This window comes from Neptunomonas sp. (assembly GCF_041601355.1).
Lineage (GTDB): Bacteria > Pseudomonadota > Gammaproteobacteria > Pseudomonadales > Balneatricaceae > Neptunomonas.
In genome coordinates, this window is sequence record NZ_JBFIIH010000030.1 from 1 (window position 1) to 23,860 (window position 23,860).

Sequence of the window (23,860 nt, forward strand, 5' to 3'; positions counted from 1 at the left end):
ACCACGCTCACGCTCTTCCGGAGCGTTATCGATACCGTCAAATGCTACGGCCGTACCACCAAACACTTCCGCACATACGCGCGTCAGAGCTGCTGTCAAAGTTGTTTTGCCATGGTCAACGTGGCCAATTGTACCTACGTTAACGTGCGGCAGATTACGTTCAAAAGCTTTTTTAGCCATCGTCATTATTCCCTAACCGGCCAATCAAGACCGCAAGATCACAGATACAACAAAGGGCAGACATATTGCTATATCTACCCTTCTCGAATTTTTGGAGCTCATGGGCGGATTTGAACCGCCGACCTCACCCTTACCAAGGGTGTGCTCTACCCCTGAGCTACATGAGCAAGTCTTACTTCACATCTACCTTTCAGGCTTGCCAGCTCTGGAGCGGGTAGTGGGAATCGAACCCACCTCTTCAGCTTGGAAGGCTGAGGTAATAGCCACTATACCATACCCGCCGGACCGAACATTTATGGTGGTGAGGGGTGGATTCGAACCACCGAAGCTCGCGCGTCAGATTTACAGTCTGATCCCTTTAGCCACTCGGGAACCTCACCTTACCATCTTCGTTGGTGCCGGCACCAAGAGTCGAACTCGGGACCTACTGATTACAAGTCAGTTGCTCTACCAGCTGAGCTATACCGGCTTAACGAAGTGGCGCATATGTTACTGATGAGGTTTTGTGCTTGCAACCCCTTTACACACTTTTTTTTCTATTTTTAGTGTTTCATACGTCAATTTAAGCACATCATTGATTTTATTGATCAAATTACGATCAACATCATCAGCCAGCTGAACAAAAAAAGCGCTCTGGGTGCCTACAACTTCGCGAAGCTGTAACTCTATGGAAACAGACAATAAGCCCAGCCGCGCTTCTTCTGCCTCTTCGGCACTGGCATAATTCCCTACCTGATACACCGCTTCGCCATTGATGTCCGCCACGGTTAACGAAACACCTTTTGCCTGGAATGTTGACTCTAACGCTAGCCTCGCCTCCGTTTCATCAGGCACAGCCACTAGCACCTGATATTTTTCTGCGGCAACTGTCTGCATGTATATGATAGGACTTAACCCCTGCTCCGCCATAAAGCCTGCAATATCATCTGCAGATTTCTGGTCTTTAATCCCTTCATACGAAATACACGCGCCTTCAACAAACCACGCCTGAGCATCACCCTGCTCTTGTTGCTCTGCAATTTTTATTAAACTGTCCGGCGCCACCTCACTAACCAGACGCAGCTCAAAAGCCTGCTCCACCTCCACATCAGGACGAGCAGGCGCTTCTTGTCCTTGCATTACGAAACCGAAAAACACAATAACATTGATAAGTAACAGAAAAATGAGCAACCACTTGCGCATTATGAGCAAACCCAGACTAAACCATCCATAACAAGATCTGGTTCAAAGCGACCCGCAGAGACCAGCTCGTACATCAATGCACCATCCCCGCCGGTAATAAACATATCCACTTCCGCATCAAGCTCGCGCTTTAATTCATGTGCCAATGCTTTAAAAAGATAAGCAGAACCATGCAATACAGCCTCAGCCGTACTCACACCCGGATGCGTCACCCCAGCCGTTTCATTTTTTTCAAATCTGACCTGTGCTGTATTTTGCAACAGAGACTCCCTCATCAGCCGAAGTCCTGGAATAATATATCCGCCCCGATGCCTTCCCTCACTTGTCAGGTAGTCCACTGTGATGGCACTGCCGCAATCGACCACAACGACCGCGTTATTGACTGCCTTGTACGCTGCCACCATCGCCAGCCAACGATCCACGCCCATTTTCGAAGGGTCTTGATAGCTGTTAACAACCCCCGCGCATTGCATAGTCGTTTTCGCAAATACAGGCTCCAGCAGCCATAACCGCTGACAGGCTTCCACAAGCCGCTCATTCAGCTGCGCGCTCGCCACCGAACCTACGCGCACTTTTTCAACCGCCAGATGAGCCAGAGACTGAAATGCCGCTGGCGTAAACTCCTTTGTCAGCACAGACCCTTTTTGAAGCACCCGCCCCGCTGACACCAAACGCCATTTCAGGAAGGTATTGCCGATATCAATATCCAGATTCATGCTGTCGCCTTACACTGATTTCACCTGCATGAAAATGCTCTACTACGCCACCATGGCGCACCATAAGCGCACCACGATCATCTACCCCCTGACACTCGCCTACAACCTCTTTACTGCCAAGCATCAAGCGCACCGTTTCATTTTGAAACGCATGCACCTGCTGCCACTCCTCCCTGAAGACAGCAAAGCCGTGCTCACTAAAGCGATCAAGCTCTGGCACTAAGTGATTTAACACTTCAGACATCAGTTTATTGCGCGATATATCACCACTGGTTAAGCGCTGCAGGTCGGTCCACGGCTGACCAATACCTTCTTCCGACTGCGCCGGCATAGCCACATTCACACCCACCCCAATCACCACCTGACACTCACCTGACGCATCTCCATGCATTTCCAACAAGATGCCAGCCAGCTTTTTTGAGTCAACCAACAGATCGTTCGGCCATTTCACCCGGACACGCGAGACACCCAGCGAACTCAACGCTTTCACCAGGGCCAGCCCCACCACCAGACTTAACCCTTCAAGAGCCGCCGCGCCTTGGGTAAAACGCCATACCAGTGAAAAATACAAATTTTTGGCAAACGGGCTGACCCAGGCACGACCACGTCGCCCTTTACCGGCAGCCTGATACTCCGCCAGATACAAGCGACCTGATATGATATTTTGCTGATGAATCTCACGCATCGCCATCATATTAGTCGAGTCAACAACCCGCTCCAGCGAGATCGTCGTTAAGCGACTACTGGCAAGCTCCGAACACCCGGTAACAATCTGCTTTTCACATAACAGATCCAAACCACCCGGGATACGATAACCACGACCACGGATGCTATAAATATCAACCCCTAGTTGCTGCAACTCTTTCATCTGCTTCCAGATAGCGCTGCGACTCACGCCAAGCCGCTCTCCTAACTCCTGCCCTGAATGAAATTGTCCGTTAGATAAAATCGATAATAATCTGTCATCAATCATCTAATTCGCCCGCTGATAAACAACAAAACTATAATCGTAAGGGTTCGGACCCTCTGCTTCAAAATCATCGCGTCCCTGCTCAGCCCAATCACTCAACACCAATTCAGGAAAAAAAGCATCGCCCTCAACTTCAGCGTGCACCTGAGTAACATAGAGACGCTCGACCAGCGGCAACGCTTGCGCATAAATTTGCTCTCCGCCAATCACCATCGCCTCCTCGACACCGTCTATAAAAGCCTGACTTTCAGACAGCTCTACTGCTTCAGCCAGCGAATGCACCACCTTAGCCCCTTCTAACTGATAAGCAGTATCGCGCGTGATAACCACATTTAAGCGCCCCGGTAACGGCTTGCCAATAGACTCATATGTTTTACGGCCCATAATCACCGGCTTACCCATAGTCACCTGCCTGAAGTACTTCAGGTCACCAGGCAAATACCACGGAAGCTTATTCTGCCGGCCTATCACCCGGTTTTGCGCCTGAGCAACAATCATGGACAATCTCATAGCAATACACCTTAATATAATCCTGCTGCAATCTTCACAGCCCGCAGCAATCAACAATGACAATATATGAATTTTTAAGCACAGATACTCATATCAGCTTAGGCGCTAATGTTTAATCTTGCATCCTGGTTTACGACCGGTAGCTCGTTGATATCATATACAAGGACTACAGCCCTTTCACTCCAAAGGCCTAAATATTCACTAAACACCAGATAAAATGAACACCCTTTTTAAGGGCGCCTATAATAACCACTCATTTACCAGACATCTATCATACCTCTGCTACCAATATCTCAGGCTTTTGACTTAACATGGACACCGCCACGCCTGGCCAGTTAAAATTAACTCACACGTCTTTACTTAAGTAAGAAAAACACATGAAGCAATATCTTGACCTCTGCCAACGCATAACCAATGAAGGGTCTTGGGTTAATAACGAACGTACCGGCAAGCGCTGCCTTACTGTCATCAATGCCGATCTTACTTATGATGTAGCCAAGAATGAGTTCCCGCTTGTAACAACCAGAAAAAGCTTTTGGAAATCAGCTATTGCAGAGTTCATAGGCTATATACGCGGCTATGATAATGCAGCTGACTTCAGAAAACTGGGCACTTCAACCTGGGACGCAAACGCCAATCAAAATACCGAATGGCTTAGCAACCCCCACAGAAAAGGCACTGATGATTGCGGTTTTATCTACGGAAAAGTAGCAAGAAACTTTCCGAAACCTGACGGCGGCAGCATTGATCTACTCGCTCAGATAGTCGACCACCTGTCGAAAGGGATGGATAACCGTGGAGAAATCTTCACGTTTTACCATCCAGGAGCTTTTCATATGGGCTGCCTGCGCCCCTGCATGTACAGCCATCATTTTTCGTTACTCGACAACACCTTGTACTTAAATAGCACCCAACGAAGCTGCGATGTGCCGCTTGGGTTAAACTTCAACATGGTACAGGTCTATTTTTTTCTGGCAATAATGGCACAGATCACAGGGAACAAAGCGGGCCAGGCATACCATAAGATTGTCAATGCACACATTTATGAAGATCAGCTTGATTTGATGCGTGATGTACAATTAAAACGCGATCCTTTCCCATCCCCGCGGTTGATAATTAACCCGGATATCAAGTCACTGAAAGATTTAGAAACCTGGGTCACTTTGGACGACTTTGACGTTGAGGGCTATCAACACCATGAATCGATAAAGTATCCATTTGCTGTGTGATGTATTTTCTTAGCGATCATTGGGCGCAACTATTTTATACTTTTGCATCCGTCGATAAATCGTGGGCCGCGAAACACCTAACTGATTTGCTGTAGCCGATATATTCCAATGTGTATGACGCAAAATATCCATCAGCATCTGCTTGTTATCATCTGCGGCACTCGTCGATACCCTATCGAATAACAGCGGATTAACCGGTGAGGCTGACAAAGCAGCCGGGCCCGCGACATCTCCTGAGTGAATAAAGCACTCTTCAGGCAAGTTATACACAGTAATTTCAGCTCCGTCACAAGTCGCTTCAGCAAAAGCCAGTGCATTCGACAGCTGACGAATATTCCCCGGCCATGAATACGCTAAAAGCGCACTCATGGCATCTGCACGCAACCGAACCATACGCCCGGAATCCACCAGAGTAATACGTTTTAACAAGGTTTGAATGATATATTGCTTATCCGCCCTCTCTCTTAGTGCCGGTAATTTCAACGTCGCGCCGTTAAGCCGGTAATAGAGGTCCGCCCTAAAGCATCCCGTTTCAATTAGCTTATGAATATCACAATGAGTTGCAGCAATCACACGCACATTAACGGAAATAGGTTGCCCTCCACCCAAAGGCTGTACTTGGTTTTCTGCCAAAACCCTCAACAACCTGGTTTGCAAATGTAACGGCATGTCACCAATCTCATCTAAAAAAAGCGTTCCACCATCCGCTTGCTGTATCAAACCTTTTGCTCCTTTTGCCCGCCCCCCGGTAAATGTGCCGGGCAGGTAACCAAAAAGCTCACTTTCAATGAGTGATTCAGGAATAGAAGCGCAATTCACTGCAACAAACGGCATCCCAGCCCGCACGCTACTCATGTGTATCGCATGTGAAAGCACCTCCTTACCCGTCCCTGTTTCGCCAAGTATCAATAAGCTCACATCACGATTACGCAGACGCTTAGCCAAAGAAAGGTTTCGCCGCATGGCCGGATCATCTGCAGATAACTGATCCAATAACTCAACCGACTCTTCTTGTGCATTATCGATGAAGCCCTGCCTTGGTACTGAAACAGCGGGTTCGATAAGCGTACCAAAAAGAGTCCGCGCAGTGCCTGACACCCGAAAGGCACGCACACCATCTTTACTTTCGTAGGCAATAGAAAGAATGTCTCTCCACTCACACTCGAGCAGCTGAGGTAAAGAAACAGACAGCAGAGAGGCCCCGGGAATAACAACCTCACTAAGCAAAGCGCGAGCGGCAGAATTAGCCGCTAACACATCACCGTTTTCATCTAGTGCAAATAACAGCTGGCCGTTTACCTGAACCAGCTCACGCGAATAATCGCATTTAAAAACAACTTTTTTCCGGTAGCGCCTCAGGAAGTATGCATCTTCAATCAGGCGGGCATACAACTGGGTGAGATGTAACGCAAAATTCTGGCTTTCCGGGGTACGGGATGAATCCAGCGCTGATATATCAAGTACTGCCAATAGCTGCCCTGACGGATCTTTAATCGGCGCGGCAGTACATGTCAGACTTATATGAGAACTATCAAAATGATCGACCCGATGGCATGTCAGTGCTTTTTGCTCCTGAATACAAGTACCCACGGCACAGGTACCCGCATATTGCTCACTCCAATCGGCACCCAGGTAAAGCCCTGCTTTATGTAAACGCTCATCATGACGCTTATCACCCAAAAATTGAACGGTAATACCGCGATAGTCACTCAACAGCAAGACATAGCCTAAGCTGGCAACCTGCGTATACAGTTGCTCTACACCTGCACGTGCAACATTTAAAAACTCATCAACCGAATCCTGATGCTCACGTAATGTTTGGTGTGTCACGATACGAGCGGGTCTTGGCTGACGAGGGTCTAAGCCATATTCATTTAAACAACGCTGCCAAGAACGACCAATCAACTCATGGGTAGGCGAGTATCGCTTGATAGCTAACGGCTGATCAGCAAAATTCAGAATCGTATCGATATGTCTGCGCTGGGCACTTGCGCTTTTCATGACCACCTCTTCGTACGTGACTTTTATTGTTATTTCACGTTCTTTTGAGTGTACCCGCGAAAACCTGAGTTTTCCATAGTGCTTAATATAGTGATCTGATGACCATGACATTTGGTGTTATATGCATGCGTTACAGGTGTAATGCAACGTGAACCACAGCGTTACACAAGGTTTACAGTCACATTACAAGTGTCACACCGCAGCCAAAAAAACATCCAACCAATAAAAAAAATTATCATATAAATCAGCAAGTTAAATAGAATGCTTCTCAAAAAACACTCTTGGCATGCTTGCTGCATATTCCCTGTCATCAACCTGATCGCATTGGTGACAATGTTGGTAATAACGCAGTTACAAAAACAACAATCTGCATTGGAGACATCTATGACAACCCATACATTAACAGCCACCCATGAGCCAACCGTTAAAGCTTCATCCTGGATCGAACAGCTGGGCGCGACATTAAGTTCAGATAATCCCGGCAATGCAGCAAACCTTTTTGAAGAGCAAGGCTTCTGGCGGGACTTGATCGCATTCACATGGAATATCAAAACTCTCGAAGGCCGCAGTGCAATTCAAGATATGATCGATGCAACAATGGGTTATGCCCGCCCACATAACTGGAAACTTGAGCAAGACGCCACAGAGAATGACGAAGGTGTCGTAGAAGCCTGGGTTACTTTTGAAACAGCAGTAGCCAGAGGACGCGGCCACCTTCGCCTGCGCGAAGGCAAAGCATGGACTTTTCTTACAACCATGGTCGAACTAAAAGATTACCCTGAAAAACGTAACAGGCTTCGCCCTAAAGGGGCCGAGCACGGTGCTAATAAAAACCGTAAAACATGGTTAGAAAAGCGCCAACAAGAAGAAGCCGAACTCGGCAATAGTGTGCAGCCCTACTGCCTGATTATCGGCGGTGGTCAGGGAGGGATAGGTTTGGGCGCTCGTTTACGTCAGTTAGACGTCCCGACTATTATCATTGACGCATTACCAAAACCCGGAGATACCTGGCGAAATCGCTACAAGTCACTATCGTTACATGACCCTATCTGGTATGACCACATGCCCTACATTCCCTTCCCGGAAAACTGGCCTGTGTTCACACCTAAAGACAAAGTCGGCGACTGGTTAGAAATGTACACTAAAGTGATGGAGCTCAACTATTGGGGTTCAACTCAATGTACTCATGCTCAATATGATGACGAAAAACAAGAATGGATCGTCCAGATTAACCGTAATGGCGAACAACTGACGCTTAAACCTAAACAACTTGTTATTGCAACCGGAATGTCAGGCATCCCCAATATACCCGACATTCCGGGTATGGATACATTTAAAGGTGAACAGCATCACTCAAGCAAACACCCGGGCGGCGAAGCCTTCAAGAATAAAAAGTGTGTCGTATTAGGAGGCAACAATTCTGCTCATGACATTTGCTGCGCACTCTGGGAAAACGACGCCGACGTCACTATGATTCAGCGCTCATCTACCCACATCATCAAATCTGATACGTTAATGGAGCTTGTCTTAGGCGGCCTATACTCAGAAGAAGCTGTAGAAAATGGCATGACGACCTATAACGCAGATTTAACCTTTGCTTCTGTGCCTTTCCAAATCATGCCGCAGTTTCATATTCCTGCTTATCAACAAGTTGCAGAACACGACGCAGAGTTTTATCAACGATTACGCGATGCCGGATTCTTACTGGATTTTGGTGAAGACGGCTCAGGGCTTTTCATGAAGTACTTACGACGTGGTTCCGGATACTACATTGATGTTGGCGCGTCAGACTTAGTCGCTGACGGGGAAATCAAACTCAAAGCGGGCGTGTCTATTAAACAGATTAATCCTCACTCCGTTACCCTGACCGATGGTACTGAGCTTCCGGCCGATCTGATTGTTTATGCCACTGGATATGGCTCAATGAATGGCTGGGCGGCCAAAATCATCTCTCAAGAGGTTGCTGATAAAGTCGGCAAATGCTGGGGAATGGGATCTGACACCACTAAAGATCCCGGACCATGGGAAGGAGAATTGAGAAACATGTGGAAACCAACACACCAGGACGCTTTATGGTTTCACGGTGGAAACCTTCATCAATCACGTCACTACTCACAATATCTATCGCTGCAAATCAAGGCTCGTATGGAGCAGATAGAAACACCCGTCTATGGTATGGAACCGGTTCATCACTTGTCCTGAACCCGGGCCAAAGACCACCTTAGGTGGTCTTTGGTGGCTTTCCAATCGTTTTTCGATAGCCAATAACCTAACAACCCGTTTAGGTCACACCCCAGACCGTGACGTTGACGGTTCTATCTGAGGTAGCAGTGTCATTTACGAACTTTTGTTGTTTTATAAGCCCATAACAACATCAATACACCAACAACAACCATAGGCAAGGATAATAGCTGCCCCTTTGTCAGCCAACCAAATGCGATATAGCCGATATGCGCATCCGGCTCACGAAAGAACTCTACAAAGGAACGAAATACGCCGTACATAATCAAAAATAACGCTGACACAGCCATTCGGGGACGCGGCTTAGACGAAAACCACCATAGAACCACAAACATCACTACGCCTTCCAAAAAGGCCTCATAGAGCTGCGAAGGGTGACGAGCAACACCATCAGCAGTCTGCGGAAAAACCACCGCCCAAGGCACATCAGCGGCGCGCCCCCACAACTCTCCTCCGATAAAATTCCCAATGCGTCCCGCACCGAGACCAATCGGCACTAATGGCGCGACAAAGTCACCCATCTGCATAAAGCTTTTAGCGTGTTTTTTGCCAAACAACCAGATCATCACCAACACACCCAGCAAGCCACCATGAAAAGACATCCCGCCTTCCCACACAGCAAATAACCAGAGCGGATCTGCTAAAAACTGATCAAAATTATAGAAAAGCACATAGCCCATGCGGCCACCCAACACCACCCCCATGGCCCCCCAGAAAATCAGATCGGAAACCTGCTCCTCCGTCCACCCGGATCCCGGCTGTCTGGCTCTATAGCCCCCCAACCAAAATGCAGCGCCAAAACCAACTAAATACATCAGACCGTACCAATGAACCTGAATAAAACCCAGATCCAGCGCTATCGGATCAATATCATGAACCCACATAGACTTCCTTAGAATAAATTAGCTAACAAGAAACGCGCTGCCACCAACGTCAGGAAGCCTGCAAAAATCTTTCTCAGTAAATCACCCGGTAGACTATGTGCCCATTTCACGCCTATTTTTGCACACAGCGAACTACTGACGACTATCCCGATAAAGGCGGGCAGATAAATATAACCCAGACTCCACTCCGCCAACCCGGCTTCACCCCAGCCCGTATAAATATTGGTTAACGCCCCCATACACGCAATTGGCAACCCACATGCAGCGGACGTGGCTACAGCTTCCTGCATGCTAACCTGCTTCCAGGTCAAATAAGGGACGGTCAATGTGCCACCGCCGATACCAAAGATCGCCGACGCGCAACCAATCACACTCCCTGCCCCTGCTAAACCTTTATCTGATGGCGTCTCTTGCCCGGCTTTTGGCTTTAAACCGAAAGCCATCTGAATAGCAACCACCAGAGCAAAAATGCCGATAGCTATCTGCAGATGCGCGCCTTTCATCGTATCTGCTGTAAAAACTCCCAAAAACGCCCCGACAACAATGCCGACAGCCAAAGGTCTGAACATCTTCCAGCGTACGGCTCCTCGCTTGTTATGCGCCCGCACTGAACTGATTGACGTGACAACAATCGTTGCCAGCGAGGTCGCTACGGCCGCATGTGTCAGCACTTCTGCGGACATTCCCTGTAAACCAAAACTAAAAATAAGCACCGGCACAATCAATAAACCACCACCAATACCAAACAAGCCCGCCACAATGCCCGCCGCAGCGCCAAGTACCAGATATAGCAATAGAGTCAGCAACATCGGTTATAATCCGTCTGTATTTCATGATAATGTGCTAGTTTATAGAATTCGTTCTATCTAAGCACCCGAAATACAAGAGAAAGAGATAGCTGTGTGCCTGATCACCTTTGCTTACAACCAACATCCTGAATACCCGCTCATCATGGTTGCTAACCGTGACGAATTTTATGCCCGCCCGACACTCAATATGGACTACTGGAAAGACCATAGCGATATACTTGCCGGCATCGATCTTGAACAGAACGGCACCTGGCTAGGCATTAATAAAGCAGGAAAATTCACCGCTGTTACTAATTTCAGAGAAGGCGGAAATAAAGATACGGGCCTGAAATCGAGAGGTCACCTGACACGCCATTTTTTAACCCAGGAGATCAGCGCAAAAGCATATTTGGAGGAATTACAAACGAGTGGCTCACAGTTTGGTGGCTTCAACTTATTACTAGGGGATCACAGCGGCTTGTATTACAGCTCCAACAAAGGAGCAAAAACACGCCGACTTCAACCTGGTCTTTATGCGTTAAGCAACGCTCATCTGGATACACGCTGGCCCAAAGTTTTACAGGCAAAACAGCATTTACAAGCCCTACTGCACAGCGATATCAGCATTGACGCACTTGCGACGGTATTAAGTTCGACGCAGCCTGCTGAAGATAAAGACCTGCCTGATACCGGCATCAGCCTCGAATGGGAGAAGCAACTCTCTTCCTGCTTTATCAACACCGAGGGCTACGGGACTCGTGCCACCACTATTTTATTACAGAACACAGAAGGTGTTATTCAGTTGGTGGAGCTCAGGTTTGACCAATCAGGCGAAAGTGGGCAGCAGCATTTCACACTCAAAACCCCCTTAATAGGATAAGCAGGCTGAGCTGAAGTTTAGAACCTTATTTTAGAACTATCGTTCAGGCCGTTAGTGCATAGCATGATTACTCCGGGACGACCGGAGCACCTAGCTGGCCCAACCCCATAGAATCCATAGTTTCTATCATTAATGCCTGAATTTTATCCGCATCATCCATGCGCATCACTTTGTCCAGCAGTACTTTCGCCTGAACCATCGAGACGCGTCGAATAGTAGACTTCACTCTGGGTAAGTTTGTTGCATTCATTGATAGCGCATCGTAGCCCATCGCCATCAATAACAAAGCGCCGCCCGGCTCCGCCGCCATTTCGCCACAAATCGACACCGGCAGCTTTTCTTTACGCGCCTCACGTGCGATCAAGTCCAATACTTTCAGTACGGCCGGGTGATAGGGTACGTACAGACCGGCGACTCGTGGGTTATTCCTATCCACCGCCAACAGATACTGGGTCAAATCATTAGACCCGACTGAGATAAAATCAACACGTTTGGCAAAGCGTCGTAACTGATAAACAGCAGCGGGCACTTCAATCATAACGCCGACTAAAGGCCGCTCGACGACATAGCCCTCTTCCAGCAATTCATGCAACGCACGATCCAACAGGTTATTGGCTTCATCAACTTCATTAACACTCGTCACCATCGGCAGCATAACGCGCAGATTACCCAAGCCTTCATTAGCCCGCAGCATCGCTCTGAGCTGAACCATGAAAATCTCAGGATGATCCAGTGTTACACGAATCCCGCGCCAACCAAGAAATGGATTTTCTTCCTTTATCGGAAAATAAGGAAGCGACTTATCTCCGCCGATATCCAGCGTGCGCATCGTCACAGGCAAAGGAGCAAACGCCTCCAGCTGGCGACGATAGATTTGCATCTGCTCATGCTCACTAGGAAAAAACTCACGCACCATAAAAGGAATTTCGGTACGGTACAGGCCAATTCCCTCCGCTCCCCGCTCCAAAGAACGGGTCACGTCTGCAAGCAATCCGGTATTAACCCAAAGCGGTATCCGGCTGCCATCCACCGTTTTAGCAGGCAGGTCTCGCAATGTCGCCAGCTCAGCAGCCACCTCCTCCTGCTCGCGTAAAATCTCTCGATAGGCGTCTAACAACTCATCCGAAGGGTCAATATACAAACGCCCGGAATAACCATCCAGGATCACTTCACGCCCGTTCAACTGACGATAAGGGAGATCAAGCATACCCATGACCGTCGGAATACCCATCGAGCGTGCCAGAATAGCCGCGTGTGAGTTTCCTGAGCCCTTCACCGATACCAGACCGGCAAGCTTTTCCGCTGACACTTCGCCTAAAATAGCCGGTGAAAGCTCATCGGCAACCAGAATCCCATTTCCTGGCAGCTCAATACTCTGCGCACCACTATCCTCCTGCAGATAAGCCAGCACGCGCCGTCCTAAGTCCCGGATATCCGTTGCTCTCTCCCTCAGGTAGGCATCATTCATCATGGCAAACTGCTGTGCATTCGTCGTAATAACCCAGCTCAAAGCACCTTGAGCCCAGTTTCCGAGCTTGATCCGATCCACAACTTCACCGGCCAACGCATTATCATCCAGCATTTTCAGATAGACATCGAACAACGCCTGCTCATCATGACGTAAACGTTTAGCAAGCTTTGCACTGACTTTACGTATATCAGCCCGGACCCGCTCCAGCGCTGTTTCAAAGTTAGCAATTTCCAGCGCTATATCGTCAGCCACTTTATCAGGCACCGCATCAATATCCGAGAGCGGTGCTACCACCACTACTCTGCCAATGGCTACACCAGGGGCTCCGGGAATACCTTCAAAGCGATGATCTATCCTTTTCTTGCTTTGCCAGGCAATTTTATTGATGGTGCCGGTCGCTTCCGCATGCGCAATTACACCGGCCAGTTGTGCAGAGATCGTGACCATAAAGGCCTCTTCACTTTCATCGTATCGCCGACACTCCTGTTGCTGCACAACGAGTACACCCAGCACCTGCTTCTGATGCATAATGGGCACCCCCAAAAACGCATGAAACCGCTCTTCACCTGTTTCTTTCAAAAAGCAAAATGCCGGGTGTACTTCTGCATCTTCAAGATTGATAGGTTCAGCGCGCTGAGCCACCAGACCAACGATACCCTCGGAAGAGGAGAGGGATACTCGTCCAACCGCCTTGCGGTTGAGGCCCTGCGACGCCCGCAAAATGAAACGTTGCGAGGATCTATCAAACAAAAAGACTGAGCAGACATCTGTCATCATTCCTCGCTGAATTCTGCGTACGATCAACCCCAGCACAGCCTCCACATCGGGTGCTCTGCTAACCTCTTGAACAATCTTACGCAGTAATTCCAGCATATTTCTTTTCCTTAATGAGCTTAACGTTGTCGTTGTATTACAACTCGTGACAGCTTTGGCGATAATTCCTTCATCGCTTTTCGATATACTTCTCGTTTAAAAGAAATAACCTGACCCAATGGATACCAATAACTGACCCACTGCCATCCGTCAAATTCCGGAGAGTCGGTACGATCAATGACTACGGCATCATCATGGCTCAGCATTCTGAGCAAAAACCACTTCTGCTTCTGACCCACACAGATGGGGTGCGAGTGCCTGCGGATCATGCGCCTGGGTAATCGATAGCGAAGCCAGCCACGGGTAACCGCAACGACTTCAACATCGTTCGCGCCGAGGCCTATCTCCTCTCTTAATTCACGGTACATTGCCTGTTCTGGTGTTTCATCAGGGTTAATACCCCCTTGTGGAAACTGCCAGGCATCCTGTCCGATACGACGCGCCCAAAGCACCTGACCCAGTGGGTTTGCCAGAATGATACCTACATTCGGTCTAAACCCGTCTGAATCAATCACTTTTAAAAATCCTATCAATGCTTTTTCCCTATTGTTCCATACTTCCTGCAATCCGCAAATAGCTTGTCGGGCAGATCAGAAAAAGCGGAAAATTTGAAAGCAAACAGATATCACTCTATGCTTGCCGCCATAATGATAGGGAGTACGATATATGAGTCTGGCAATCTTTGATCTTGATAACACTTTATTGAATGGCGACAGTGATCACGCGTGGGGAGAGTTTCTATGCGAACAGGGCATCGTTGACGCAACCAAATATAGCCAGAAAAACGACTATTTTTTCACGCAATATCAACAAGGCACATTGGATATCCACGAGTTCCTGGAATTTGCCCTCCGCCCTTTAGCAGAGCTATCCGCAGACCGGCTCTCGGAATTACATGCCCAATTCATGCAAGTTAAGGTTGAACCTATGATCTTAACTAAATCGCTGTCACTACTTCAGAAACACCGGGATCAGGGTGACTTCTTGTTGATCATTACTGCAACCAACCATTTCGTCACAGCCCCTATCGCGGCCAGGCTAGGTGTCGATGCCATTCTCGCTACAGACCCGGAGATTATTAATGGTTGCTATACCGGTAAAGTAGCCGGTACCCCTTGCTTCCAATCAGGCAAAGTAACGCGGTTGCATCATTGGCTTAAAGAAACCCATCACAGTTTACAGGGCAGCTCTTTTTACAGCGATTCCCGCAATGACTTACCTTTACTTGAGCTGGTCGACCACCCGGTAGCTGTCGATGCCGACGATGCACTGACACACACCGCCAAGCAGAAAGGCTGGCCAATAATTAGCCTACGCTAACTAAACTATTATCCCTGATGGCTCAAACTATTTAACAAAAGCCCAAACTATGTAAGGCTCAAAAAATCAAGTCACCCGGCACGATTGTAATGACTGGCTGAGTGACTTCATTACCTGCCCTCGCGTGACCAGCCCAACAACTTGATTATTTTCAACTACCGGGAAAATTCTAATTCTGCATCAATCACTGGCAAACTAATTTAACCACTATTAGGAAAGATATCGACTGCAACCCAAAGCCCCTGCTCACAAAAGAGTAACGGCGGGTTTTTCAGCAAAATTCAGAAAACTCACTTCTGAGATAGCAGAACAGTAAACTCGTCTGCGGGTAGCGGCTTGCCAAAGAGGTATCCCTGCAGGTATTCACAGGCATTTTCTTGCATAAACGTCGCCTGGGCCTCGGTTTCAACACCCTCAGCAACAACCTGCAGGTGTAAGCGATGTGCCATATTAATAATGCTCAATGTGATGTCTTTACTATCACTGCTGGTACCTAAATCTTTAACAAAGGTACGGTCTATCTTCAGACAATCAACCGGAAACATGTTCAAGTAATTGAGTGAGGAGTAACCGGTACCAAAATCATCCACGGCAATCCCCACTCCAATCATTTTAATCTGCTCCAGTATGCGAATAGTTAACTCAACATCCGTCATCAACGATGTCTCTGTCACCTCAATTTCCAGGGACTGTGCATTCAACCCTGTTTCATCAAGTGTCTTATAGAGCACAGCAGAGAAGTCACTTTCGGTCAGTTGGACGGCAGACACATTTACCGCGATCCGAAAGACGGGGTATCCCGCATCATGCCAGATTTGAGTTTGCTGACAGGCCTGACGCAGCACCCATGCCCCAATTTCAACGATGATGCCTTGCTTTTCTGCCAGCGGAATAAATTCCGTCGGCGGTACCATACCCCGGACAGGGTGATGCCAACGCAACAAGGCTTCTGCTCCAATGATGCTTCGATCAGTCGCAGATACTTTCGGCTGATAGTAAACTTCAAACTCTGCATTCACCAGTGCATTGCGCAGGTCGCTTTCCAGCTCTGAACGCTGCACCTGATCCTGTTTCATTTGCTGAGAGAAAAATAACAAACCACGCTTTCGATCAGCTTTAGCCCGATGCATCGCCGTAAACGCATGATTAATAAGCGTATCACTGGTTAACCCATCAGCAGGAAACACACTAACACCAATACTAGGCGGCAGATAATAATCTTTGTTACCCCACTCGAAAGGTTGCTGCAGCACCTGTAACAGGCGCCCGCCAACATGTTGAATTCTTAACTCATGGGCGGCGTCTTGTACGACCGCAAACTCACCATTAATTTTCGCAACAACAGCGCCCTCTCCCAGCACACGCTGTATTCGCTGGGCAACCTTATCCAACAACTCATCGCCTGCCTTAAAGCCCAATTGATCATTGATCGCACGCAAAGACCCCGTATTGATAATATAAACACTCACCAGGCAACCGGTCAGCTTTGCATTAATCATGCTTTGATTAAGGGTCTTTTCAAGTATCGTACGGTTTGGCAAGGAAGAGATCGGATCATGCCCCCCCTGATGGAGCAAGGTTCGATTCAAATGCAGCAACTCACCCTGAACAATCGTTTGTGAGCGCCATCCCCATGCAAAATAAGTCACCACTGCACCCAGCAAGGCAGTAAAGGGCGGCATCCACAGGCGAAGAAACTGTAAGCTGATAAAGGTTATGACAAACGTCAGCACTATACAGGCAAAAAACAACACCGGCGCCCGCGAAAGTCCAAAGAAATACAAGCTGAAAGCAAACAGTATTATGACTGACAGGGTATAGATGACCTGAACAGCAAGTGATGCATGCTCAAGCGAGCGCTGCTGTATCAGAGATTCAAGCAGGTGTGCATTCACTTCCACACCCGGCATGCGTCGATGCTCACCGGATACCGGAGTAGATAACTGGTCACCAAGCCCCGCCGCCGTCGCGCCCACCAGCAATATCTTGTCCTGAATAATAGAATCTACCCGCCCATGCAGCACATCATCAAATGATACCTGGCTAATGGCATCGGGCTTCGCCTGAAACGGGATATATAACGGCTGCTCCCTCACCCACCCTGAACCCAGCGCCGATAGCCGTTTGATCTCGGGCTGTTTTTGAAAAGCGGTCAGATAAACCGCATAAGCAAAAGCGGGCCAATGCGCACTTCCAAGACCTGCATAGAGATAAACAGCGCGGCAGATACCATCTATTTCCAGCTCATAATCAACATGACCCAGCCTGTCAGCAGCGGCGGCTAATACAGGAATAGGTAAGGATTCAGATGTTATCTCATCCTGAGTATTCACCTCTGGCGCCACCGCCAGAACCACGCGGCCCATTTTCCTGATTTCATCGGAAAAAGCCTGGTCTACCTGATCCGTTTCATGCTCAGGAAAAAGTATATCAAAGCCGACCGCTTTTACGCCCAATGCGTGCACCTGCTGCAAAAAACGGGTGTGCACCTCTCTTGACCAGGGCCAACGCCCGAGTTGCTGCAAACTATTATCGTCAACAGCCACAATGACTACTTGTTCAGAAGCGTCATGTACTAATAAAGTATGCATGGAATCGTAAATAATCCAATTCCACCGGGCAATATAGGTATTATTTAATAGTAATAATGGCACCAGCAAACAGACTATACACAAGAGTGTATTGGTCGTAATGGCCCGAACCCTGGTTCTGTCCATCAGAAAAACAATATTCCCAAAATGCCTAACCCTATGATGTGTAGCCAGCGTTTATTCTGCGCTGGGTAAATCTGCTGCGTCGCGCTCCACGGGCCTGCAAAGCCATCAGACGCAATCGTTCGCACCCGAAAATATTGCAAATCGTTCGATTTATCGAAAGAAAATTCTGATGGCCCCACAATGCGATCAACCAACAGCGGATGAAATCGAGGGTACTCAGACACCTGTACCTGATACTGTTGCCCGGGCTCACCTGCTAATAAAACAGTTATTTGTTTTTCCTCAGACGATACTGATAATTCCGGTGCCTGGGGTACGGGAGCTTTCTGCAATTGAAGCACTGTACTAAAAGGCCCCTGCTCTTGCGAAGCTGAGATACTGGCGACCCGCCAAAAATAGGTACCAATATCAACAACCTCCTCTGCTGAATAAGATACTTGCGAATCAGTATTTTTATCTATCAATAACGTCCCGGAAAAATCCTCCGTGCCTGATACCTGAAGGCGATAGGAATCAGCTTGCATCGATTTGCTCCAGCGAAAAACGGGTACCTTACTCCGAAACACCTCCTCATTAGCCGGTTCCAGCAAAAAAGGAGGGCTGGGATGAAGATCAAGTTCAAGTTTCGCGACACCAGAGAGCCCTTCAATACCCAGCGGATCTATACCCCGAACACGCACATAATAAGTCCCATCCACTACATCAGGTAAAACAGACTGTCGGTTTTCGGTCACTCGGCTCCACAGCAATTGATCAAAATCAGCATTTTCAGACAATTCAATTCTGTAGGACTTTGCCTTTAGGTTTTGTTTCCAACGAAGTGACCAGCCCACCTCCCGGATAACAGCAGGGATATCTTCCAACACCGGCGCTGGCAGCAGCTTTACAGGTGCTAAGGGTGCTTTACGGGGTTCAACTCGTGTACCGTAACCGGCGGGTATGGCACGTGAGGTTGATTGCCCTTTTACCGCGACTTTACCTTCGAGCACTTCCACTCTGGATATCTGATCGGATTCAACCACGCTGGTTCTGAACTCTGTTCCTCTTACAGCGGTAATAGCGGAAGGTGTTTGAATTTCGAGTCTCGATCCGGCACCTTTTGCAGGGATAGCACGCGTGTCTATTCGCCCCTTCTCTAAACGAAAGCGCGTATCCACCATCCCCGAATCACTATATTGACTCAGATGATTAAATTGTACCCGGCTACTTTCATGCACAGTGGCGACGCTACCATCTGCGAATTTAACGGACAGTGTACCGGAGAGTGCTACATCTAGCTGATCGCCTAAACGAATTCGAGTGCCGACCTCAACTTTATGCACACTTTTATCCGGGCGCGTTAAGGTAGCATCGCCATGCAAAGCCACAATCTCAGCATCAACGGCCGTTTGCTTTACCCATGCCAACGGCACACGAATGCGTGTTCCCGGCTGCAGTTTTTGGGGGTTTTCAATCGAATTGATTTTCTGAAGATCTTTCCAGTGCTCGCTGTTCTTCAGGTTTTTAATACTAAAATCCCAGAGAGTGTCTCCGGGATGTACAACATACACCCAGTCCGCAGCGAGCACCGGCACAGAAAAAGTAAACATTAGCCAAATCACTACCCTCTGAAGTAGATTGTGCATTTTAAAGTCCTTTTCTTATTATCTGGTACCGGGCATAGTAGATAGTAACCGAGTTGAGCCTCAACACAATACTTAATAGAAGACAGACATTCTTGTTTAACTTTAACGAATTAATCGCCATGAATGCTGCGCTTATTATTTAAAATCCCGCCTTACCAGTTTAAAACGCACAAAATGATTATCCGGCTTACGGACTAGGATTCGGATTATTTTCATGAATAGCCTCAATTGCACGAAGAACTTCATCACTCAGCATCAGATCATCAGAAGCAATATTCAGCTGCAGCTGAGTCAGCGTTGTCGCGCCAATAATCGTAGCACCTGTAAATGCACGGCTGTTGACATAAGCCAACGCCATCTGCGCAGGATCCAGCTCACACTGCCTGGCTAAATCCACATAAGCCTGCGTTGCCCTGATACCATTAGGTGTAATGTAGCGGGCATAATTTGGGAACAGCGTTAAACGAGCTCCGGGAGGGCGTTGATCATTCAGGTACTTACCGGACAACACACCAAAACCCAACGGCGAATATGCCAACAGGTCCAGCCGTTCTCGCTGCAACACTTCTGTTAAACCGATTTCATCGCTGCGATTCAGTAAACTATATGGGTTCTGTACACTGATGACACGCGGTAGCTGATACATTTCAGCATATTTAAGGAAGGTCATGACGCCCCAGGGCGATTCATTAGACAACCCGATATAACGGATTTTCCCTTCGTCCACCAGCTCCTTGAGTACTTGCAACGTTTCCAGAATGGGTGTGCCATCTTTGGATGGATCGTGCTGATAACCTAACTGCCCAAAAAAATTAGTTTTCCGGTCAGGCCAATGTAACTGATAAAGATCGATGTAATCGGTCTGTAAGCGCTGCAGACTTGCTTCAATTGCGGTGCGGATGTTATGACGGTCAAAGCAAATATCCGGACGCAGATACTTCACCATATCAGCCGGCCCGGATACCTTCGTCGCGATAACCATCTGATGACGATTATTTCGCTGTTTCATCCAATTGCCAACAAACGCCTCTGTCCGACCTTGCGTGTCAGCCGACGTTGGCACTGGATACATTTCAGCCAGATCAACAAAATTCACACCCTGAGAAAGTGCATAATCAAGCTGCTGTTGCGCCTCTGATTCGCTATTCTGATTGCCGAAGGTCATGCTGCCCAGACAGATCCGGCTAACCTTAAGATCACTATTTCCCAGCGTGCGATAATGCATTTTCTTTCCTTTTATTTAGCTGCTACTTGTTTAGCTACTAACTGGATACTTAGCTGCTAGGCAACACCCTGACACAGAATGATTTCAGATAATCAGTTTCAGGTATAGCCGGATGCACAGGGTGGTCTGCCCCTTGATGCCCCTGATCAAAAATTTGCGCCGTACGATCCAACTCACGTGCATTAGCACGAATAATATCGATCAGTCTCGCACGCTCCAGATGCATGGAACATGAAGCACTCACTAACACACCATTACGGTCAAGCAAACGCATCGCCAGATTATTGATACGCGTGTAAGCCCGCTCGCCATTTTTGATATCTTTACGACGCTGAATAAACGCCGGAGGGTCGACAATCACGACATCAAATTTCTCCTGCTCCTGAATCAACTCCTTACAAGCATCAAAAGCATCCCCCTGAAGCGCGACAAAACGATCTTCCGCATTATTCAAGCGGGCATTTTCTAATGCGACATCCAACGCCGATTCTGAAGCATCTACACACATCACTTCTGTCGCTCCTGCGGCTAATGCCTGCACGCCCCAACCGCCGACATAACTGAAAAGATCCAGGACACGCTTGCCTTTAACATGCTTTTGCATCGCTGCACGGTTGTTACGATGATCATAAAACCAGCCGGTTTTTTGCCCCGTTAAAACAGGAGCCAACAACGGCACACCGTTTTCCTCAAACGGGCACAACTCCGGCACTTCACCCTGCGCCACTTCGATATAACTCTCTAAACCTTCGGTACTGCGCATTTTACCATCGCAACGCAGCACGATAGCCTGCGGCGTGAATACTTTATTCAGCGCGGAAATAATCTCATCCACAACAGCCTCCATGCCTGCCGTAGAAATTTGTACCACAAAAATATCAAAATATCGGTCAATCACCAATCCGGGCAAACCATCACTGTCACCGAAGACTAAACGATAGCAAGGCTTATCAAAGCAGGCCTCACGCAATGACAATGCGATATTGATACGATGAACCAGTAAAGACCGATCCAATCTGAGTTTGGTATCACGGCACAGCAGACGCCCACAAATCAAGGTATTAGGGTTCACATACGCGACCCCTAGCGATTTTCCATTACTCGCCTCAACCAACACTTGTTCACCTAACTGGAAGGACTTGATAGGCGTGCGCTTATTATCGACCTCGTTGCTATAAATCCATACATGGCCGGCACGTAAACGGCGCTCTGCACCTTGATTGAGAATAAGCGTATTTAAAGACATGGCACTCTCTGTAAACAGTAAAAATGACTGTCCCGGCCAAGTGCCGGGACAGTGAATTATCAAGCAGTGTAGTTTACACGCATGCTGGCGATGAATCGATCAGGACTCATCCTCACATAACTCACCGTATGCTTCGGCATCCAGCAAATCATCCAGCTCACTGACATCTGACAACCTGATGCGAAAAAACCATCCATCGTCATATGGGTCACTGTTCACTAGCTCAGGAGAGTCTTCTAGCTGATTATTGACCTCAACAATTTCGCCGGAAACAGGAACATAAACATCAGATGCGGCTTTAACAGACTCAACAACACCCGCATCATCTCCCGTTGCAACGTCAGAACCCACCTCAGGTAGTTCTACGAAAACAACATCTCCTAAAAGCTCTTGTGCATGATCTGTGATGCCGATAGTGACAGTTCCATCACCTTCATCACGAATCCATTCATGACTAGCTACATATTTAAGTTCATTACGAATATCACTCATGTTGCCGATTCCTAATGCTAGGGGTTAAGAAAATACTTTTTTGCCATTGCGCACAAACGGCGGGCGTACGACTGCAACCGGTACCTGTTTTCCACGCAGATCAACCACTGCCTGATCACCTGTTCCTGCAGGAACTCGAGCCAGAGCGATTGACACATTCAGTGTAGGCGAAAATGTACCACTGGTTATCTCACCTTCACCCACACCGTCTACGATCACTTTCTGCTGACCGCGCAATACACCGCGCGTATCCATCACCAAGCCTACCAGTTTCTGAGTAACACCAGCGGCCTTCTCTGCTTCCAGAGCGGCACGCCCACAGAAGTGGCGGCTTTGCGGCTCCCAGGCAATCGTCCAGCCCATGGCTGATACCAAAGGCGAAACACTCTCATCCATATCCGCACCGTATAAATTCATACCCGCTTCAAGCCTCAGGGTATCCCGCGCACCCAAACCACACGGCGCAACACCAGCTTCACCCAGCGCCCGCCAGAAATCAGCCACTTCATCTTCAGGCACTATGATTTCCAAGCCATCTTCGCCGGTGTAACCGGTTCTGGCGATAAACCAACCTTCCGACTCCTGGCCCTGGAATACACTCAGGCTATCGATGAGGCGACCGCGTGACTCATTAAGAACAGATTTTACTTTTACAATCGCTTCCGGCCCCTGAATGGCGACCATCGACAGCTCAGGCTGCTCCGTCAAAGCGACATCAAAACGCGCCGCCTGCTCCGCCATCCAGCGCAAGTCTTTTTCCCGGGTAGCGCAATTAACAACAACACGAAACCATTCGCCCGAAACACCCGGGTCTGTCATACGATAGACAATAAGATCATCGATCACATTACCGTCTTCATTAAGCATGCCGCTGTAAAGAGCTTTCCCTTTAAAATCAAGGCGTGCGACATCATTCGCCAGTAAATAACGCAGATACTCAGCAGCATCTGCGCCGGTAACATCCACAATCGTCATATGCGACACATCAAACATACCAGCGGATGTGCGTACTTTATTATGCTCTTCGATCTGAGAACCATAATTTAAAGGCATATCCCAGCCACCAAAGTCGACGACTTTTGCACCCATGGCCAAATGCTGATCGTATAAAGCGGTTTTACTAGCCATCGTTATAAAACTCTTATTGTTATCGCATCTCAGCTAATACACACCGTACTACTCAATAGCTGGATACTGAAAAAAGGGGTTGCCAATTTATAGTGATTTTAAAGACAGATCAATCTTTGAACGCACTCAAATGCCTGCCCTACTACTTATGCCTTATAGGCCACCTTGTGACATATGTACTG

20 protein-coding genes and 4 tRNA genes are annotated in these 23,860 nt (G+C 48.0%); 4 read left to right on the forward strand and 20 right to left on the reverse strand.

Annotated elements, in window-relative coordinates:
* The 9 genes from ABY436_RS06900 to ABY436_RS06940 form a co-directional block, all read right to left on the reverse strand.
* Positions 1-180, reverse strand: a 180-nt coding sequence (locus ABY436_RS06900; RefSeq protein ID WP_372738264.1) for a GTP-binding protein, incomplete at its 3' end; no start/stop codon positions are given.
* Between the two features lie 92 nt (positions 181-272).
* A tRNA-Thr gene (locus ABY436_RS06905) sits at positions 273-347 on the reverse strand.
* A gap of 39 nt (positions 348-386) precedes the next feature.
* Positions 387-461 (reverse strand) — tRNA-Gly (locus ABY436_RS06910).
* 15 nt (positions 462-476) lie between these two features.
* Positions 477-560 (reverse strand) — tRNA-Tyr (locus ABY436_RS06915).
* A 13-nt stretch (positions 561-573) separates the two neighbouring features.
* A tRNA-Thr gene (locus tag ABY436_RS06920) sits at positions 574-649 on the reverse strand.
* 20 nt (positions 650-669) lie between these two features.
* Entirely contained in the window at positions 670-1,362 is a 693-nt protein-coding gene (locus ABY436_RS06925; RefSeq protein WP_372738265.1) for a hypothetical protein, read from the reverse strand.
* Entirely contained in the window at positions 1,362-2,078 is a 717-nt protein-coding gene (locus ABY436_RS06930) for a type III pantothenate kinase (protein ID WP_372738266.1), read from the reverse strand. The genes ABY436_RS06925 and ABY436_RS06930 overlap by 1 nt, the downstream gene beginning before the upstream one ends.
* Entirely contained in the window at positions 2,062-3,051 is a 990-nt protein-coding gene (gene birA / locus ABY436_RS06935) for a bifunctional biotin--[acetyl-CoA-carboxylase] ligase/biotin operon repressor BirA (RefSeq protein ID WP_372738267.1), read from the reverse strand. The genes ABY436_RS06930 and birA overlap by 17 nt, the downstream gene beginning before the upstream one ends.
* Positions 3,052-3,558, reverse strand: a complete 507-nt coding sequence (locus ABY436_RS06940) for a dihydrofolate reductase (RefSeq protein ID WP_372738268.1) — start codon at positions 3,556-3,558, stop codon at positions 3,052-3,054.
* A 377-nt stretch (positions 3,559-3,935) separates the two neighbouring features.
* On the opposite strand from ABY436_RS06940, the gene ABY436_RS06945 reads away from it, so the two are divergent.
* On the forward strand, positions 3,936-4,787 hold the full coding sequence (locus tag ABY436_RS06945) for a thymidylate synthase (RefSeq protein ID WP_372738269.1): 852 nt from the start codon (positions 3,936-3,938) through the stop codon (positions 4,785-4,787).
* A gap of 9 nt (positions 4,788-4,796) precedes the next feature.
* Here the strand turns inward: ABY436_RS06945 and ABY436_RS06950 are convergent, their stop codons facing one another.
* On the reverse strand, positions 4,797-6,788 hold the full coding sequence (locus ABY436_RS06950) for a sigma-54-dependent Fis family transcriptional regulator (RefSeq protein WP_372738270.1): 1,992 nt from the start codon (positions 6,786-6,788) through the stop codon (positions 4,797-4,799).
* 384 nt (positions 6,789-7,172) lie between these two features.
* On the opposite strand from ABY436_RS06950, the gene ABY436_RS06955 reads away from it, so the two are divergent.
* Positions 7,173-8,990 carry an NAD(P)-binding domain-containing protein gene (locus tag ABY436_RS06955; protein ID WP_372738271.1) on the forward strand — a complete coding sequence of 606 codons (1,818 nt, stop codon included), beginning with the start codon at positions 7,173-7,175 and terminating at the stop codon, positions 8,988-8,990.
* 131 nt (positions 8,991-9,121) lie between these two features.
* On the opposite strand, the gene lgt is transcribed toward ABY436_RS06955, so the two are convergent.
* A complete protein-coding gene (gene lgt, locus ABY436_RS06960) occupies positions 9,122-9,913 on the reverse strand; it encodes a prolipoprotein diacylglyceryl transferase (protein WP_372738272.1) in 792 nt (263 codons plus the stop codon).
* A gap of 8 nt (positions 9,914-9,921) precedes the next feature.
* Positions 9,922-10,722 carry a sulfite exporter TauE/SafE family protein gene (locus ABY436_RS06965; protein ID WP_372738273.1) on the reverse strand — a complete coding sequence of 267 codons (801 nt, stop codon included), beginning with the start codon at positions 10,720-10,722 and terminating at the stop codon, positions 9,922-9,924.
* A gap of 91 nt (positions 10,723-10,813) precedes the next feature.
* Between ABY436_RS06965 and ABY436_RS06970 the strand changes: the two genes are divergently transcribed.
* Positions 10,814-11,581 (forward strand): NRDE family protein, encoded by a 768-nt coding sequence (locus ABY436_RS06970; RefSeq protein WP_372738274.1) that lies wholly within the window; start codon positions 10,814-10,816, stop codon positions 11,579-11,581.
* Positions 11,582-11,648: 67 nt separating this feature from the next.
* Here the strand turns inward: ABY436_RS06970 and ptsP are convergent, their stop codons facing one another.
* A complete protein-coding gene (gene ptsP / locus ABY436_RS06975) occupies positions 11,649-13,925 on the reverse strand; it encodes a phosphoenolpyruvate--protein phosphotransferase (RefSeq protein ID WP_372738275.1) in 2,277 nt (758 codons plus the stop codon).
* A gap of 20 nt (positions 13,926-13,945) precedes the next feature.
* Entirely contained in the window at positions 13,946-14,440 is a 495-nt protein-coding gene (locus ABY436_RS06980; protein ID WP_372738276.1) for an RNA pyrophosphohydrolase, read from the reverse strand.
* A 151-nt stretch (positions 14,441-14,591) separates the two neighbouring features.
* Here ABY436_RS06980 and ABY436_RS06985 point away from each other — a divergent pair, with 151 nt between their 5' ends.
* Positions 14,592-15,245: an HAD family hydrolase gene (locus ABY436_RS06985; RefSeq protein ID WP_372738277.1), complete on the forward strand. Its 654-nt coding sequence runs from the start codon at positions 14,592-14,594 to the stop codon at positions 15,243-15,245.
* Between the two features lie 290 nt (positions 15,246-15,535).
* On the opposite strand, the gene ABY436_RS06990 is transcribed toward ABY436_RS06985, so the two are convergent.
* The 6 genes from ABY436_RS06990 to gcvT all read right to left on the reverse strand — a co-directional run bounded on the left by ABY436_RS06990 (position 15,536) and on the right by gcvT (position 23,678).
* Positions 15,536-17,962, reverse strand: a complete 2,427-nt coding sequence (locus ABY436_RS06990; RefSeq protein ID WP_372738278.1) for a putative bifunctional diguanylate cyclase/phosphodiesterase — start codon at positions 17,960-17,962, stop codon at positions 15,536-15,538.
* Complete coding sequence (locus tag ABY436_RS06995; RefSeq protein WP_372738279.1) at positions 17,962-19,587, reverse strand: FecR domain-containing protein; 1,626 nt, start codon at positions 19,585-19,587, stop codon at positions 17,962-17,964. The genes ABY436_RS06990 and ABY436_RS06995 overlap by 1 nt, the downstream gene beginning before the upstream one ends.
* A 187-nt stretch (positions 19,588-19,774) precedes the next feature.
* Positions 19,775-20,812, reverse strand: a complete 1,038-nt coding sequence (locus ABY436_RS07000) for an NADP(H)-dependent aldo-keto reductase (RefSeq protein WP_372738280.1) — start codon at positions 20,810-20,812, stop codon at positions 19,775-19,777.
* A gap of 49 nt (positions 20,813-20,861) precedes the next feature.
* On the reverse strand, positions 20,862-22,058 hold the full coding sequence (locus ABY436_RS07005) for a class I SAM-dependent rRNA methyltransferase (protein ID WP_372738281.1): 1,197 nt from the start codon (positions 22,056-22,058) through the stop codon (positions 20,862-20,864).
* Positions 22,059-22,157: 99 nt separating this feature from the next.
* A complete protein-coding gene (gene gcvH / locus ABY436_RS07010; RefSeq protein WP_372738282.1) occupies positions 22,158-22,550 on the reverse strand; it encodes a glycine cleavage system protein GcvH in 393 nt (130 codons plus the stop codon).
* A gap of 24 nt (positions 22,551-22,574) precedes the next feature.
* Positions 22,575-23,678, reverse strand: a complete 1,104-nt coding sequence (gene gcvT, locus ABY436_RS07015; RefSeq protein ID WP_372738283.1) for a glycine cleavage system aminomethyltransferase GcvT — start codon at positions 23,676-23,678, stop codon at positions 22,575-22,577.
* Positions 23,679-23,860 lie beyond the last annotated feature (182 nt).

Bases quoted from the DNA above. Each gene is read 5' to 3' on its own strand.
- ABY436_RS06925 (WP_372738265.1), bottom strand. From the start codon at position 1,362: ATGCGCAAGTGGTTGCTCATTTTTCTGTTACTTATCAATGTTATTGTG.
- ABY436_RS06930 (WP_372738266.1), bottom strand. From the start codon at position 2,078: ATGAATCTGGATATTGATATCGGCAATACCTTCCTGAAATGGCGTTTG.
- birA (WP_372738267.1), bottom strand. From the start codon at position 3,051: ATGATTGATGACAGATTATTATCGATTTTATCTAACGGACAATTTCAT.
- ABY436_RS06940 (WP_372738268.1), bottom strand. From the start codon at position 3,558: ATGAGATTGTCCATGATTGTTGCTCAGGCGCAAAACCGGGTGATAGGC.
- ABY436_RS06945 (WP_372738269.1), top strand. From the start codon at position 3,936: ATGAAGCAATATCTTGACCTCTGCCAACGCATAACCAATGAAGGGTCT.
- ABY436_RS06950 (WP_372738270.1), bottom strand. From the start codon at position 6,788: ATGAAAAGCGCAAGTGCCCAGCGCAGACATATCGATACGATTCTGAAT.
- ABY436_RS06955 (WP_372738271.1), top strand. From the start codon at position 7,173: ATGACAACCCATACATTAACAGCCACCCATGAGCCAACCGTTAAAGCT.
- lgt (WP_372738272.1), bottom strand. From the start codon at position 9,913: ATGTGGGTTCATGATATTGATCCGATAGCGCTGGATCTGGGTTTTATT.
- ABY436_RS06965 (WP_372738273.1), bottom strand. From the start codon at position 10,722: ATGTTGCTGACTCTATTGCTATATCTGGTACTTGGCGCTGCGGCGGGC.
- ptsP (WP_372738275.1), bottom strand. From the start codon at position 13,925: ATGCTGGAATTACTGCGTAAGATTGTTCAAGAGGTTAGCAGAGCACCC.
- ABY436_RS06985 (WP_372738277.1), top strand. From the start codon at position 14,592: ATGAGTCTGGCAATCTTTGATCTTGATAACACTTTATTGAATGGCGAC.
- ABY436_RS06990 (WP_372738278.1), bottom strand. From the start codon at position 17,962: ATGGACAGAACCAGGGTTCGGGCCATTACGACCAATACACTCTTGTGT.
- ABY436_RS06995 (WP_372738279.1), bottom strand. From the start codon at position 19,587: ATGCACAATCTACTTCAGAGGGTAGTGATTTGGCTAATGTTTACTTTT.
- ABY436_RS07000 (WP_372738280.1), bottom strand. From the start codon at position 20,812: ATGCATTATCGCACGCTGGGAAATAGTGATCTTAAGGTTAGCCGGATC.
- ABY436_RS07005 (WP_372738281.1), bottom strand. From the start codon at position 22,058: ATGTCTTTAAATACGCTTATTCTCAATCAAGGTGCAGAGCGCCGTTTA.
- gcvH (WP_372738282.1), bottom strand. From the start codon at position 22,550: ATGAGTGATATTCGTAATGAACTTAAATATGTAGCTAGTCATGAATGG.
- gcvT (WP_372738283.1), bottom strand. From the start codon at position 23,678: ATGGCTAGTAAAACCGCTTTATACGATCAGCATTTGGCCATGGGTGCA.